The 16,103-nt window shown below is 28.1% G+C and carries 15 protein-coding genes; 10 read left to right on the top strand and 5 right to left on the bottom strand.

The window, feature by feature from the left end; all coding sequences use genetic code 11:
* The 4 genes from Q0K19_RS09735 to Q0K19_RS09720 form a co-directional block, all read left to right on the top strand.
* On the top strand, positions 1 to 966 hold a 966-nt coding region (locus Q0K19_RS09735), incomplete at its 5' end, for a methyl-accepting chemotaxis protein (RefSeq protein ID WP_297247598.1).
* A gap of 20 nt (positions 967 to 986) precedes the next feature.
* A complete protein-coding gene (locus Q0K19_RS09730; RefSeq protein WP_297247597.1) occupies positions 987 to 2,198 on the top strand; it encodes an OmpA family protein in 1,212 nt (403 codons plus the stop codon).
* Between the two features lie 516 nt (positions 2,199 to 2,714).
* Positions 2,715 to 4,757 carry a GTPase ObgE gene (obgE, locus tag Q0K19_RS09725; protein ID WP_297247596.1) on the top strand — a complete coding sequence of 681 codons (2,043 nt, stop codon included), beginning with the start codon at positions 2,715 to 2,717 and terminating at the stop codon, positions 4,755 to 4,757.
* Between the two features lie 384 nt (positions 4,758 to 5,141).
* Positions 5,142 to 5,699, top strand: a complete 558-nt coding sequence (locus Q0K19_RS09720) for a flavodoxin domain-containing protein (RefSeq protein WP_297247595.1) — start codon at positions 5,142 to 5,144, stop codon at positions 5,697 to 5,699.
* Between the two features lie 34 nt (positions 5,700 to 5,733).
* Here Q0K19_RS09720 and Q0K19_RS09715 read toward each other — a convergent pair whose 3' ends face one another.
* Positions 5,734 to 5,871 (bottom strand): hypothetical protein, encoded by a 138-nt coding sequence (locus tag Q0K19_RS09715; protein ID WP_297247594.1) that lies wholly within the window; start codon positions 5,869 to 5,871, stop codon positions 5,734 to 5,736.
* Positions 5,872 to 6,266: 395 nt separating this feature from the next.
* On the opposite strand from Q0K19_RS09715, the gene Q0K19_RS09710 reads away from it, so the two are divergent.
* The 4 genes from Q0K19_RS09710 to Q0K19_RS09695 all read left to right on the top strand — a co-directional run bounded on the left by Q0K19_RS09710 (position 6,267) and on the right by Q0K19_RS09695 (position 10,639).
* On the top strand, positions 6,267 to 7,961 hold the full coding sequence (locus Q0K19_RS09710; protein WP_367172154.1) for a hypothetical protein: 1,695 nt from the start codon (positions 6,267 to 6,269) through the stop codon (positions 7,959 to 7,961).
* Positions 7,962 to 8,096: 135 nt separating this feature from the next.
* The gene (locus Q0K19_RS09705; RefSeq protein ID WP_297247592.1) at positions 8,097 to 9,350 is read left to right on the top strand and encodes a hypothetical protein; all 1,254 of its coding nucleotides are present in this window, start codon (positions 8,097 to 8,099) and stop codon (positions 9,348 to 9,350) included.
* Between the two features lie 12 nt (positions 9,351 to 9,362).
* Positions 9,363 to 9,962 (top strand): OmpA family protein, encoded by a 600-nt coding sequence (locus tag Q0K19_RS09700; RefSeq protein WP_297247591.1) that lies wholly within the window; start codon positions 9,363 to 9,365, stop codon positions 9,960 to 9,962.
* A gap of 2 nt (positions 9,963 to 9,964) precedes the next feature.
* On the top strand, positions 9,965 to 10,639 hold the full coding sequence (locus Q0K19_RS09695) for a hypothetical protein (RefSeq protein WP_297247590.1): 675 nt from the start codon (positions 9,965 to 9,967) through the stop codon (positions 10,637 to 10,639).
* Between the two features lie 68 nt (positions 10,640 to 10,707).
* On the opposite strand, the gene Q0K19_RS09690 is transcribed toward Q0K19_RS09695, so the two are convergent.
* From Q0K19_RS09690 to Q0K19_RS09675, 4 genes are all read right to left on the bottom strand, one after another.
* Positions 10,708 to 11,823, bottom strand: coding sequence for a Xaa-Pro peptidase family protein (locus tag Q0K19_RS09690; protein ID WP_297247589.1), 1,116 nt, complete (start codon positions 11,821 to 11,823; stop codon positions 10,708 to 10,710).
* A 20-nt stretch (positions 11,824 to 11,843) separates the two neighbouring features.
* The gene (gene aroQ / locus Q0K19_RS09685) at positions 11,844 to 12,287 is read right to left on the bottom strand and encodes a type II 3-dehydroquinate dehydratase (protein WP_297247588.1); all 444 of its coding nucleotides are present in this window, start codon (positions 12,285 to 12,287) and stop codon (positions 11,844 to 11,846) included.
* Positions 12,288 to 12,431: 144 nt separating this feature from the next.
* On the bottom strand, positions 12,432 to 13,319 hold the full coding sequence (truB, locus tag Q0K19_RS09680; protein WP_297247587.1) for a tRNA pseudouridine(55) synthase TruB: 888 nt from the start codon (positions 13,317 to 13,319) through the stop codon (positions 12,432 to 12,434).
* A gap of 8 nt (positions 13,320 to 13,327) precedes the next feature.
* On the bottom strand, positions 13,328 to 14,071 hold the full coding sequence (locus tag Q0K19_RS09675; protein WP_297247586.1) for a hypothetical protein: 744 nt from the start codon (positions 14,069 to 14,071) through the stop codon (positions 13,328 to 13,330).
* Positions 14,072 to 14,159: 88 nt separating this feature from the next.
* Between Q0K19_RS09675 and Q0K19_RS09670 the strand changes: the two genes are divergently transcribed.
* Together Q0K19_RS09670 and uppP are read left to right on the top strand one after the other, a co-directional pair.
* Positions 14,160 to 14,789 carry a hypothetical protein gene (locus tag Q0K19_RS09670; protein WP_297247585.1) on the top strand — a complete coding sequence of 210 codons (630 nt, stop codon included), beginning with the start codon at positions 14,160 to 14,162 and terminating at the stop codon, positions 14,787 to 14,789.
* A 495-nt stretch (positions 14,790 to 15,284) separates the two neighbouring features.
* A complete protein-coding gene (uppP, locus tag Q0K19_RS09665) occupies positions 15,285 to 16,094 on the top strand; it encodes an undecaprenyl-diphosphatase UppP (protein ID WP_297247584.1) in 810 nt (269 codons plus the stop codon).
* Positions 16,095 to 16,103 lie beyond the last annotated feature (9 nt).

Here is a 16,103-nt window from a genome sequence, read left to right as displayed (position 1 = left end):
ACTAGCAGTTCGGTACAGCAGATGATGGCAAACATAGTAACAGTAAGCCATGGAGCTACTAAGGCTAATGACTATGCCAAGATTCTATATACAGAAGCACAGGAAGGAAGTAATATAGGAGAATCAGTAGTAGATTCTATACAAAGTATTAAGGAATATTCTAAACAGATAACTAACATTACACAGGTAATACATAATATAGCGGAACAAACAAACCTATTAGCAATGAACGCAGCAATAGAGGCAGCACATGCCGGTGAACATGGCAGAGGTTTTACAGTAGTAGCAGATAAGATAAGAAAGTTAGCAGAGGATACAGGTGAGAACTCAAAAATTATTAATGAAATAATTGAAGAGACAACACAGGCAATAGACCATACAGTATCTTTAGCATTCAAGAGTTCTGAGTCAATGGAGAAGATATTAGAAGGTTCTAATACTTTAGCAGATTTAATAGCAACAATATCCGGAGCTAATGATGAGTTAGATATAGGCAGACGTGAGATATTGATGAATATTAGCAACTTGAATAATATTACAGAAGATGTACAGGAACTTTCACTTAAACAAATGCAGATGAGTTCAGCAGTTAGTCAGAATATCTCCAGTGTAGATAAGTTAGCAGAAGATGTAGTTAATGTAGTAAATACAGCAGAGACTGAGATGAAAGAGCTTGTAAATTCTATAGAAAATGTATCTAATTTATCTAGTACAAGCAGTAATAATATGGAAACAATGGATAAGAGAATCAAGGAGTTACAATATATCTTCTTACAGTTATATAAATTAGTAATATCTTTCAAAACAGAGAAGACAGAAGAAGATATAGCAAAAGAAAAGAGTAAGGCAAAAGTTGTAGATAAGAGAAGAATCAAATTAGAACGTAAGGCAGAGAAGGCTAGATTAAAAGAAGAGAAGAAAAGATTGAAAGAGTTAAAGAAAGAAACTTCTAAAGTAAAAAAATAATTTTATAAAATATTTATATTATGAAAAAAATTAGTTTATTTGTTTTTATATTTTCTATTTTAATTGTCAATGTTCTAAATTGTGAAATAAGTCATAAATTCTATTGGAATTTAGAAAAAGGAAAAAGAATAGAATCAGTTAAAACAGCTGATGTAGAATATTATGAAAATGGTATATTAACAAGTACATACAAAGAAAGAAACATTGTTGATTTAACTGTTATCGCCATAGCTCCAAAGGGCGGATATAGAGTAAGCGGAGTATTCAAAATATTTAGAATGATGAAAGGTGAGAAAGTTTTTCATCTTGATGAAGAATATACAAGCGATTTTATTATTCATACTAATGGTAAATTTGAAGTTCCTTATAATTATTTTATGCCTAATGTAAGACATGTTCCTACTTTTCCTGATAATGAAGTAAAACTCACTGAATCATGGAACAGAGAGTCTATAGAAATTGTTAAAGTAAATAATGCTCCTAATTTAACAATGGCATTATCTTCAGATTACTTATTTGCTAATGTTGAAACTAATGATGACGGAAGTAGAAATGCTGTTATACAATATCATATTATGACTGATAAAGATTTGCTTCAGGCTGGACTTTCAAGAAAAGGTTATCCTGAAAGAATATACGGTTTTAATTATGGTACATTCCTTTGGGATATGGAAAAAAATATTCCTGTATCTCAGCAGGAAAGATATCAAATATTATTTGGATACGGAAGAGAATTATCTTATGCTAGTTTGCAGTATAAAATGAATATTATAAGTACATATAAAATATATGATACTATTACAAGAGAAGAAGAAGAGTACAATAGAAAAAAACTTGAAGATAATCTTTATAATGATGATAATGTTACTATAGATACAGTACCTGAAGGTTTGGTATTAAGACTTGGAGAGATTCTTTTTGATACAGATTCTTATACTTTAAAACCGGAAGCAAAAAATACTATAGACAATGTTATTAAAGCAATCAAAGAAACTTATCCTGACAGAGAAATCATAGTAGAAGGTCATACTGATAATACAGGACAAAAAGAATATAATCAGCAATTATCCGAAAAAAGAGCAAAATCAGTTGCAGATTATATGCTCCCTAATCTTGATCATGATAAATTATCTTATAAAGGTTTCGCTGATGATGAACCTATAGCTTCCAATGATACAGCAGACGGAAGAAGAAAAAATAGAAGAGTTGATATCATAATCAAATTAAGATAATGCATTTATATTTAATCAAATATATGTATAAAAAGTTTTGGCATATAGATTGTTTGTAATAGTCTGGCAATATTAAAAAAATAATTTTTTATAAACTAAACTTTTAGTATATGCTGAAACAATTTCATTTTGCCGACTACTACACATTATGTAATTATTATCAACTTTTTTGCCGCACAAAAAAGTAGCTATATCCTCGACAAGCTCGGATACGCTTTGCGAAAACGCAATTACTAGAACTTTATATTAAATATATACTTATTAAATATATGACATAACCTAAATTTAGACAATAAATGCAGGCTTTTTGGTTCTTTGTGCCAACAAAAGAACTGGGGTATGGGGCAAAGCCCCAGATATAAAAACAAAAATATAAATTTATTTTTGACAAAATATAGTTGTTTAGGTATATATAAGATTATTTATTCAATATTTATAGCATTGATAAAATATATTTTTATAATATAATTAATATTCAATAAATTAAAAATAATTAATTAACAAGGTAATAATAAAATGGATCAATTTATAGATGTAGTAAGTTTTGAGATAGAAGCAGGACATGGAGGAGCTGGAAGTGTAAGTTTCAGAAGAGAAGCTCATGTACCTATGGGGGGTCCTGACGGAGGAAACGGCGGAGACGGCGGAGATGTTATCGTTAGAGTAGATGCAAGAATAAATAGTTTCGGTAAAATAAAAAGCAGAAAAAGATTCAGAGCTAGAGACGGAGAACCCGGAAGAGCTAGATTAAGCGATGGTAAAAGGGGAGATGATGTTGTTATAAGAGTTCCTATTGGTACTGTTGTTTATGATGAAGATACAAATAATATATTAGCTGATTTACTAGAGGACGGACAAAGCTATACTGTTGCTAGAGGCGGAAAAGGCGGAAAAGGAAATAAATTCTATGCTACAGCTACTAATCAGGCACCGGACTATGCTCAGCATGGTTTGGAGGGTGAAAAATTAAATATAAGATTAGAAGTTAAACTTATTGCTGATATTGGACTTGTGGGAATGCCTAATGCTGGTAAATCAAGTTTGCTTGCAAGACTTACAAGAGCTAATCCGAAAATTGCATCATATCCATTTACTACACTTACTCCCAATTTGGGTGTTTGTTATTTAGATTATGAAAGAAGTTTTGTTATTGCCGATATTCCGGGAATTATAGAAGGTGCTAGCGAAGGGGCAGGTCTTGGACTTACTTTTTTAAGACATATAGAAAGAACAGGTGCTTTATGCTTTGTTATAGATTTAACCGATGAAGATGTAGCTGATACTTATAAAAAACTTAGAAATGAATTGAAGCAGTATAGTAAAGAATTAATAAAGAAAAAGTCTATTATAGTACTAAATAAAACTGATATGATTGAAAAAGATGAGATAAAAGAAAAAGTAAAAGCTATAGAAAAAGCAGTAAAAAAAGAATATAAAAATAATAAAGAAACTCATTATGAAGAGCCTGAAATATTTGCTTTGTCTGTATTTAGTTTAGACGGTGAACTTCTTGATAAAGTAACAAATGCATTTTATAAAGCAAATGAAGAAAGATATGATAACACTAAAAAAGAAACTAAAGAGCCTTTACTTCTCAATCAAAATAAAGCTAAATCAAAGTTAAAAACAAAAAGAGTATTCGGACCTGTTGTTTCAAAAAGGTTAGGTAATTCTTTAGGAATAGATGTTATACCTCATAAAACTTGCAGTTATAATTGTATATACTGTCAATTAGGTTCTGAAGAAAATACTAAAACTAATCTTGCTAATTATTATTCTGTTGATGAAATAATATATGAATTAAAAGAGGCTTTGCTTAATAATAAAAATATTGATTATATAACATTTGCTGGTTCTGGGGAGCCTACACTCTATAAGGATTTAAAAAAGTTAATTTATGAAATAAAACAAATAACAGATATTCCTGTATGCATTATAACAAATGGTTCTTTGCTCTATAAACAGGAAATGCGTTCTGATTTGCTTATTGCCGATTTGGTTATACCTTCTCTTGATGCCGGTAATATAGATACTTTTAAACTTATAGATCAGCCTAATAAAGAAATTGATTTTGATAAAATGGTTAATGGACTCATAGAGTTTAGAAGAGTTTTTAAAGGAGAGTATTGGCTTGAAGTATTTTTACTTAAAGATATAAATGACAGTAAAGAAGAACTTGATGATATAATAAAAATAGTCAATAAAATAAAACCTGATAGAGTACAGCTTGTTACAGCTACTAGAAGAACTTCAAACGAAAAAGCTAAAGCATTGAATGATGAAGAAATGGAAAAGGCAAAGAAATATTTTGAAGCGAACTGCAGTATTGAAATAGATGTGCCAAGTGTATCCGATAAGGCAAAAGGAAATACCAAAAAAATCACTGAAGAAGATATAATAAATTTTTTAATAAGACAGCCTGATACAGTTCATATGATAGCTATTAGTTTCAATGAAGATGAGAGCAGAGTAAATGAATTATTAAAGAAATTAGTTGAAAGCGGAAAGGTGAGGGAAGAGATTGTTAATGGCGTATTATCTTATTCTGTTAATCTTTAATATGAAAAATAGTTTTGACAAAGTCTTTTATTTTTATTATAATATAATAATATTACACTACTGAAATAAATACGTTTTGTCAATTTTTATTGTTAACTTTTTTGACATACACGCTCTGCGGACTTCGCCAAAGTTGCTGCCATACCTAAAGGTGCATCACGCAGAGTGAAAAATGCAATTGCTATAACTTTATATTTTAAGAATATGTATTAAATATGGTACAATACATTAGTTTTAGCTCAAAATGCAGTTGTTTTGGTTCTTTTATACCAATAAAAGAACTGGGGTGCGGGGCAAAGCCCTGCAAATATTTTAAATTTAAAAAAATTTATTTTGACAAAATATAATTGTTTGGGTATAATTAATTTTTTATAGGATTAGTTTATGTCAAATAAAATTGCTGTGCTTTATAAAAGTAAATACGGAACTACAAGAACTTATGCTAAATGGATAGCCGATAAACTTCATGGTGATCTTTATGGCATAGATAATGTAACTTTTCAAAATTTAGATACTTATGACTTTATAGTTTTTGCAGGTGCTTTATATGCAGGTAAACTTTCATCAGCTAAAGGCATAAAAAAGTTCTATAAGAAATTAAAAGGAAGAAAAAATTTATATTGTGTGATAGTAGGTCTTGGAAATCCTGAAGATAAAGAATTATATAATGATTATGTTAATAAAAATTTCCATTCTGATGAAAAAGAAAATATGAAATTTTATTTTTTAAGAGGAAGCATAGATTTTGATAAATTAAAACTTCATCATGCATTGATGATGCTTATGCTTAAAAGAATAATATCTGCTAAAACAGTAAAAACAGAAGATGAAAAAGCATTATTAGACAATTATGGCAAAAAAATAGATTTTCTTAATAAAACTTCTATTGAGGAAATAGTTGTTGATATAAAAAATAAGATTAAAGAACTTCAAAATAAATGATATTTTTCATATAAATTTTTATTTAATTACAAAATCAGCTTGAAAAAATCATATTGATAATGTAAAATAAAAACATGTTTGATTTGTTATTTTTTGATTCTCGCTTAGCTATCACAAGCCAAGCCAAGCCAAGCCAAGCCAAGCCAAGCCAAGCCAAGCCAAGCCAAGCCAAGCCAAGCCAAGCCAAGCCAATAATATAAAATCGGTTTCTTATAAGTTATCAAAAAAAATTTGCCTAATTTTATTCAAAATATTCTATATCATTAAGAATGTAAATAGTATTAATAAATATAAAATTTTAATAAAATTTATTGATAGTAATAATAAAAAATTACTTAATAAATTTAAGGACTATTTTATGAAAAATAATTTTATTAACAAAAATTATGATTATAAAAATATGAATTTTTGGGGATATTTTGAATTTTACGTATTAATGTATGAGTATTAGTTATTTTATAATTGGATTCAAAATAATATTTATAGCATAAAATTATAGACATAGTTTTTATTTAGATGTAATAGAAGTTTATGAAATTTATATACTTGCAATAATAGGATAATATGATGAAAAATAAGTTATACTTTATATCATTTTTTTTAATTATTATTATAGTTTTTATAATGTCCTGTAAAAAGGTTAATATTTTAAGCCCTACACATATACCGCCTCCAACTGATTTTAGAATACCTGAAGATGCAATACCCGGACATATAGATGTTAACCCAATGCCTGCTAAAGACGGAGAAGTATTCGGACTCTTTGGTAGAAAGTTTAAATATAAAGGTAAATGGTATATATCAGCTTATCGTATGTATAATTATGACCCTAAAAGTAAAACATTAAATCGAACAGCTAATAATGTAATTTTAGAAATAGATAATAATGCAAATATAAATGTATATGCTAAAAATATTGATTGGAGTGATTTTATTAAATTAAACGATATATCAGCAATAGAAGATGATAAAGTAATACATGAACCTGATTATGATCCTGATGTTTATGGAAAATGTTCTATATCAAATATTTCAGTGGGTTATGAATATTTTATTTATTCTGTATTATATAATGATATACATTATACATCATCAGATTTAATTAATTGGCAGAAACAAGGCCGTTTAAATAATATTGTATATAAAATGCCTACACCAAATCCTAATAATCCGAATGAAAGTTTTCAAGGTAAATTTGGTATGAGTGTATATCAGGTTCTTTATTTTAAAGATTATATATATGTAATGGGATTAGCAGAAACTTTTTTTGAGCAGAATCCCTCAGGAACAAGACCTGTTAATGCTTCGTCATATACAGTAAGTAAAGATTATTATTACAGGATACATAAAAGCAAAGATACTTCTGTAGGTGCTAATTGGGAGAAAATAAATACCCCTTGGGGTGAAAGAAGCGGAGTTGGAGTTAGTTATGATAAAGATAAAATATATTTTACAGGAGGATATAGAACCTATTATAAACATGATCCTTCTATTAATAAATGGATACGAGAATCTGAAAGTTTGTCAGATGATAAGAGAATATGGTCAACTACAGACGGCGTGAATTGGACTTTAGAGCCTAATTCAGATGCTTATGATAAAGCAGAATTTATATGGGGTGGTGTTCAAAAATTTATGACTCTTCCTATACAAAGAAGGATACATACACCTAAAGAACCTAATTGGGTAAGACTAGATAATGGTATATATTATAAATCAGAAAATAATGCAGATTATAATTTTTATTATTTTAATGGAAAAAGTTATTGTTTTCCTTCGCCTCCTTATGAGGAAATAGAAGCGGCATATAACAGAGGAGAAGAATATTTTACTGTTTCAGAAAGGCATTTGAAAGGAGCTGGTAAGAATCAATTTTTTGCAGCAAGAGAAAAACCTAATGAGGATGACAGCTGGAAGCTTATTACCCCAATAGATTATACAGATAATTTAATGGTATGGCAAAGCGGTGGTGAAAACGTTATGCTTAATATTAATAATAAAGTAATACAGTTTGTAGATTATTATAAAATGGAAATGTTTGATGGAATGAACCCAATACAACAATATCCTGATGTAATTAATGATATTAGAAGAACAGCTAAAATGTACAGAGATGGAACTCATCCTAATGGTAAAGATATACTTTACGCTATGTATTATGATGCTAGAGCTGATATGATGGATGCTTTTATGAAGAATTACGAAGAGTATATTATGCCTGATGAGGCTGTTACGCATTATACTGTGGAGTTTAGATACTGATTATTGTAATTTTTATTTAAATGCAATTTTTATTTTTATATTAGCTTGAATTAAATTAATATTAAAATATAATAAAAAATTATTTTATTAATGGATTTATTCATACTTGTTTTTTTATTATTTATTGGGTTACTTATGAAAAAGGTATACTTAATATTTTTTATGATGATTATTATAAGCATCAATTTATATTCTCAGATTATTCCAACTATCGATTATAAAACTTTTATTAATGCTTATATAGAATCTACAGGAATGTATAATAATATTCCCAAAGAAACATTGAATATTTTAACTGACAGCAAACAAATGAATCAGCTTTTCGATGACGGAATAAAAAGTTTTACATTTGGAGAAATTCTTACTATAATACAGAATCCTGAAAAAGTTTTGGATACTACTACAAATGAATCTGTTATATTATTAGTTGGTACTACATTGGGATTTTTAGAAGTTGCTAATATGCAGCAGGGTACTGCTACAGTAGTAATTAATGCTTTAAAAAATAAGGTGGCATTTAATGCAGCTTCCGGAAATAATACAGGACTTCTTATACCTATGCATACGCCTATAGGAAGTTTCGGAATTAACTTGTATAGTGATGCTCCATTATTGCATATAAATGATATACAAAATCCTCCTAAAAGAGAAAATGATTATGATTCATTGGCAAAGGCTTTGGATATACTTCCTATACCTCATATAAATGCTTATTTGCAGGTTAATCTTGGACCTGTACCTTTGGCTTTAACTCTTAGAGGAGGTATTTCTTTAGGATTTAAAGAGATTTACGGTGCTGTTGTGAATGATGTTGAAATAGAGTCGCTTGGTTGGAATGTAGGTGCTTCATTAAAGGCTTATCTTTTCAGAACTAAATATTTCTTCGGAGATTTAAGATTTGACTTTAACTATGATGAAGGAAATTTAAAATTAGCTGCCAATAATAGAAATGTATATGTGCCTCTTTATTTAGGTTATAATGGCGGAACTGATACAGGTGTAGTATTCAATGGAAATGCTTTTTTAGAATCAAAATGGAAAACTTTTGCTTTAAGTCCTAAATTAGTATTCGGATTTAAAATGCAGGAGAAGGTGCCTGTTATACAATATTTAGCTGTTTATTTTTCTGTGGGTGCTGACATTATATATGGAAGTTTAGAGTCAAAAGTTGGAGTAAATGGTATAGGAAGCTATGCAAATATTGTTGAGCATAAAATAACAGTTGATGATTTATATGTACCAAATTCTAAGGATAAAATGTCTTATCAGCTTTATGATATGAGAGTTGGTTTCCATTTTGATATATTCTATCAGTCATTTGCTATAGAGTACGGTATATTTACAAAGCAATTTGCACTTTCTTTTATACCTATAAATATAAGGTTTTAATAGGGTAATGTTATGAGATATATAAAGATATTTTTTATTTTATTAATTCCTTTTATTTTGACTGCCTGCTTCATACCTGAAAGAAGATTATATTTTTCTTGGAACAGACCAACTGAACAAAAAGATCCATGCAATTATGAATTTAATATAAGCAGTAATATGAATTTGATTGAAACTGAAAGAGGAATGATGATAGATACTGATAAGGAAATATATTATAGATTGAATGAAGAGAAGCCTTATAATATAGAAGACTATGTATATGTTATGAATGAAGTTATAAGTTTTATGAGCAATAATAAAAGTTGTATTTTAGTTGTAGAGGGACATGCTGATATTATAGGGCAGGGTAAGGGTGATGTTAATTTTAAATTGTCAGAGAGAAGGGCTAGCGTTATAAGAGATGTTATACTTTCTTCAGGCTTTTCTCATAATAGAGTTAAAATTTTCCCATATAGTGATATAATGCCCAAATATACTAATGATATTTATAAAAATAGGAGAGTAAATTTTATAGCACTTAAATGCGAAATGGATCTTGACAATTATAAAAAATACTATAATAATTATTACAATAATATTACTAATCAGTCAAACTATATGGAGAAATAATTATGTTTAAATCATATAAAATAATATTTATAAGCCTGTTATTGATGATGTTAAGTCATATTTCTTATGCTGATATAGGAGGCTTTGAGATAATAGCAAATGTTCCTATAGGAGCAGGTATAACACTTTATGAACCATCTTCAAAATTTAATACAGGCGGTAATTTCCAAATAGGGGTGGAAGCTGATATAGGATACATGTTTAATATAAGAGAAAATATGGGTGTGAGCTTGCTTGGTTCTTTGGGATATGGTTTTACAGGATTTAGTTATTCAAAAGGTAATGATGTTAATTTCAAAAGTTCTGTACATGATATTTATATAGGCTTTTATCCTAAATTTAATATACAAGGTTTTTCTATAGGTATTAATACAGGTGTAAAATTTGATTTAGCTTCTTCTGATTTATTAAAATATACTGCTTCAGAATTAAAAGCAGAAACTAAAATTCAGCCTAGAACATATATAAAAGGTACTTTTGATTATTCTTTCTTCTTTGATGATAATAATGCTTTGAATATAGGACTTTATATTGGTTATGATTGGGGATTCAAATGGAATCAGAATATATCGGCTTCAAGTATTTCATCAGGGGATAGTTATGGAAATTTAGATGTAGGTGTTCAAATAGGCTACAGATTCGGACCTAGATTTGGAGAATATATATTTAACCAATAAATTTTAAATAAATAAGGCATATAGAAAAAACTATATGCCTTTTTTATATCTATTTTTATAATTATAATTTATAAAACTATTAAATCTGTAGGAGTGTCATTTATAGAAACCCCTCCGTTTTTAGTTACTATTGCCATATTTTCTATTCTCACGCCGCCTAAATTAGGTACATATATACCAGGCTCAACTGTAACTACACAGCCGCCTTCTAAAACATGATCAACAAGAGGAGAAAGTCTAGGAGATTCATGTATTTCAAGTCCTACACTATGTCCTAATCCATGACCGAAATATTGACCGTATCCATTATTTTTTATTATTTCTCTTGCCGCATTATCTACTTCTTTACCTGATGCTCCGGAATGTATTGCCTCTATGCCTTTATGATGAGCTTCTCTAACTATATTATATATTTTACTCATCTCTTCAAAATTCTTTCCTTTGCCGAAGAAGAAAGTTCTTGTTATATCGCTTTTATATCCGTCTCTTGATAATCCAAAGTCCATAAGTATATTGTCGCCTAATTTTAATTTTCTTTCAGAAGGTACGCCATGAGGAAGAGAAGTTCTTTCTCCGAAAAGCAAAATTGTATCGAATGCTGTTTTATCTCCGCCTTCCTTACGCATTTGATATTCTAATTCTGCAGCTAATTCCTGTTCAGTTACTCCTTCTTTTACAAATGCTAGCATTTTAGTCATTGCTTTTTCTGCTCTGTTAAGATTATCTTTTATTATTTTGATTTCTTCTTTTTCTTTTACATTTCTTATTGTGTCTATATCAGCCTTACTTATTCCTATTTTTATTGAATTATTAACCATTGAAGCAACTATATTCTCATAATCAGAAAGATAAAGTCCATTTTTAGCTGCATATATTTCTTTGATATTATTTTCTTTACAGAATTCAGCCAAAGCATCATGATAAGTTCCAGCTACAAGTATAACAGTAGTTTTATGAGTAACTTTAGAAGCATGTTCACAGTATCTTGAATCTACAAATAAATATTTTTTGCCTTTGCTTATAAGAAGCCAACCGGCACTGCCTTTAAACCCTGTTAGATAGAATATATTTTCATTTTTAGTGATAAGAAGATTTTCATTTGTTAATTTTAATAATCTTTCTAATCTTGCATCATAATTAAATTTGTTATTTTCTCCGCTTTCAGTTAAAGTTAATTTACACATTTTCAAACTCCATAATATATTTAATTATTATTTCTTTTTTCTACTGATAATAAATGAGCCAAAGCTAATATATAGCTGTTATCACCAAATCCTGTAATCACTCCCAATGCTATATCTGATAAATAGCTTTTTTTTCTAAAATCTTCTCTTGCGTAAATATTACTCATATGCACTTCTATAAATGGTATATTAGTTGACAAAAAAGCATCTCTTATAGCTATAGATGTATGAGCATAAGCACCGGCATTTATTATTATATAGTCAATACTTTCATCATAAGCTCTATGTATTCTGTCTATAATAGCACCTTCATGATTTGACTGAAAGAATGATACTTTTGCACTGCCTGATGCTGCTTCTTTAATTTTATTTTCAATATTGCCTAATGTAATATTTCCAAAAATTTTAGTTTGAGCTACTCCTAACATATTTGTATTGGGGCCGTTTATAATTAATATATTCATATATGCTGACAGAAACCTTTGTTATAGAATTTTTATTAAATAATATAATATACCTATTACAAAAAAAATCAAATGTTGATTTTGTATTATGTTAATTCATTTTAAGTTATTGGAATATGCAGATTATTTTTTTATAATTAAAATTTAATCAATATCTATAAATGCATATTTATTATTTTTATCAGTGCAATTTTTTTCTATTATTGCAAGAAGATTATTTTTATCATCTGTTAATGCCATATATTTATTATTTATTTTTATATTTTCTACTATTTTTGTATTACCGCATAATATCTGCTTTATATCTGATTCATCTTCTATTATTGTTTTATCGAATTTTTTAAACATATCGAAGAATGATAATATTTTATTTTTACTTATATCTTCAATATTACATGACATGTCAATATTATAATTTCCTATTGAAACTCTTTTTAATTCTTTTGTGTATGCTAGATTTCCTGTAATTTCTCCTATATCTCTTATTATTGATCTTATATAAGTGCCTTTGCTTACTGATGTTTTTATTTTGAAATAAGGATAATCATATTCTAATAATTCTATTTTTTCTATATTAACATCAACATCTTTTAATTCAAAACTTTTATTATCTCTAGCCAAATCATAAGCCCTTTTACCGTTTATTTTTTTAGCACTATATATCGGAGGCTTTTGCTTTATATTGCCTTTGAAATTTGTTTTTATAATACTTTCTAATTCTTCAAAACTTAATTTATTATTATTATCTGATTTTTTTATTGTATTGCCTTCTATATCATCAGTATCTCTGCTTTCTCCGAATATTCCTGATGCTATATATTCTTTATTTAAATCATCGAATAAGAAAAACAATTTAGTATATCTTCCAAATGCTAATATCAATACTCCGTCAGCAAAAGGATCTAATGTGCCAGCATGTCCCACTCTTTTTTCTAAAATATTTTCTTTTTGCTTTAACATCATTTTTGTTTGTTTTATGGCATCAAAAGAAGTTATGCTCACTGGTTTATTTAAAATACAAAATCCTTTCACTATATTAATTATCCTCTTATTATCTGAAGTGAGTTAAAATATATATTCAAAATGTTTTCTGATATATTAGAAAGATTGCTGTACTTCTTTGAAAACAAATCATTTCCTATTGATTTAACCAAATCATCTATAGTTTCTATATTATGCTTCAAAGTTCCAAGCTGCTGCTGGGATAGATGAAGAAGATGAATATTGCTTCTATCAAATTCTGATATTGTAGTTTTTACAGAGGCATCAAGAAGATAATATACAACTATCAATTTTTCTTCCTCTTCAGGTGAGAGAGTAGTATTAGAACCTGCATATATTTTTGAAAGCTCTCCGATTCTATATGCTATTTTATATATTGAGTTTAAATTGTCAAAAAACCAATTAACATTATTTCTTTTTCTCAAATCTGAAAGCACATATTTTATATCATGCAGTATAGAATATCCGGCACTTTCATCTTCTCCGCTTGATATATAATAATGTGATCTTATAAGTATATCCTGCAAAGAATCAAAATCCGCCTTCCATTGAGGGTCTTCTGTATTTGAATTATAATATTGTTTTTTAAAATCATTCCATATAACTATAAATTTTTCTATAGCTTCTTTTCTGTTTGGATTATTAACATCTCTTATTATCAATAATGTATCCATATATGCTTTATCTAAAGAAGCCATATCTTCAAGAAAATTATCCTCTTTTTTCTGACATGATGAAAATATGAATACAGTTAATAACAATATAAATATCTTTATATTCAATATGAAATCTCCATATATTTATTTTACAATTATTAATATAACAAAGTTAAAATAATTAATATTATAAAAGGATAATTTATTATAATTTATGGAAAAAAACAAGCTCTATTTTATCATTATTTTATTATTATTTTATTTAATTTCATGTTCAAAGAACAATGTAGAAAAAGGTAATTTCTATTCAAAAGTTCATACAGACGTAAGTTTTGAAGCCAGCAAATCAAAGGCAATAGATTCTATATACTATTATATAGCCAAAGAAACTTCATCAATAATCAATAGAACGGATTTTAATATAGTAGCAGTATCTTTAAAGGACAATAATTTGATAGATTTTGATAATAAGGATATAGCTAATATAAAAGAATATAAAAAAGATGATAATTTTTATGTTGAGATAAAGGTAAAAGATAGCGATGTATATAATAGAACTTTGGCAATATTACAAAAATTAAAAAAAGAGGGAAGCGTAGAAGATAAATTTTTCAGAGCTAATGCTTCAATACAAATGCCTGATGCAGGAAATCTTAGTGCTTATACAAAACAAATGCTTACTCAAAATGCTTTAAAAAGGGCTTATGAATCATTATTTAGAGTATTGAGAAGCAATGATATAGATGTTAATAGAGCCGTACAATTAACAAATGAGGCTTATATACTAGAAGAAAGCTATAGTTCTAATGAATATAATGTGGTTGTTGAAACTATTTTGGAGTGATGTTCTAATTATAAGTTATTATTATATACTGAAAATTTTTAACTTTGTCAACTGATGAACTTTATCTAAATTTATCTACTTTTTTGCCGCACACGCTCTGCGGGCTTCGCCAAAGTAGTTACCACAGGCACGCTTCGAGAAAACGCAATTGTTAGAACTTTATATTTTAAGAATATGTATTAAAAATGTTGTAATACCCTAGTTTTAGGTTAAAAATGCAGTTGTTCGCGAAGCGTATATGAGCCTGTCGAGGATATAGGTTCTTTTATACCAATACCGAAAGGTACCTTGCCTACGGCACGCAGAGCGTCGGTAAAAGAACTGGGGTATGGGGCAAAGCCCCAGATATAAAAACAAAAATATAAATTTATTTTTGACAAAATATAGTTGTTTAGGTATATATTATCATAATATAGTTGACATAATTTTTTACTATTGCTTTTTTTAAACTATCCGAAAATTATACAGATATTATGTAAACAATGGGGTAGTTTAATGATAAAAGCTGTAATACTTGGTTTTGTTCAGGCTATAACAGAATTTCTGCCGGTTTCGAGTTCCGGTCATTTAAGAATAACAGAATATTTTCTAAATTTTCATGCAGAAAACATATTATCATTTGAAGTTGCACTTCATTTCGGTACATTTTTAGCTACATGTTTAATATTCCGTAAAGATATAATAAATGCCATTGTAGGATTCTTTTCAGGACTTAAAGATGTTAAATATGCAAGCAAAAATAGCGAAGGCTTTAGAATATCTTTAATGGTGATAATAGCTTCTATACCTGTTGCTATAGTAGGCTTATTATTAGAAAAATATTTAAGTAATTTGGATTTACAAAGAATAGGACTTAATCTTATTATAACAGGTTCTATACTTCTTCTCACTAGAAAATTAGATAAAAATACTTACAGTAATGATTTAAAAGATATATTTACTATGACTTATAGGAATGCATTTATAATAGGATTAGCTCAGTCAGTTGCAATATTTCCGGGTATATCAAGATCTGGTATGACTATAAGTGCCGCTTTATTTTTAGGATTAAATAGAGATTTAGCAGGAAGATTTTCTTTCTTAATATCATTACCTGCAATATTCGGAGCTTTATTGTTATCAATAAAAGATATTGCTAATTTTGATATTACTTATGCTTTAGTAGGATTCTTTACAGCATTTGTATTTGGTATTATAGCATTAAAATTCCTTCTTTCATTTTTGAAGAAGGGAAAACTTTTCTATTTCGGATTCTATTGTCTTATAGCCGGAATGGCAGTTTTCTTCTATTTTTTGCAGGTATGATTTATTAGG

It is taken from the genome of uncultured Brachyspira sp., from assembly GCF_944393015.1.
Classification (GTDB): Bacteria; Spirochaetota; Brachyspiria; order Brachyspirales; family Brachyspiraceae; genus Brachyspira.
Note: the sequence above shows the minus strand (reverse complement) of the source record. Positions and strands in the feature narration are given on the sequence as shown.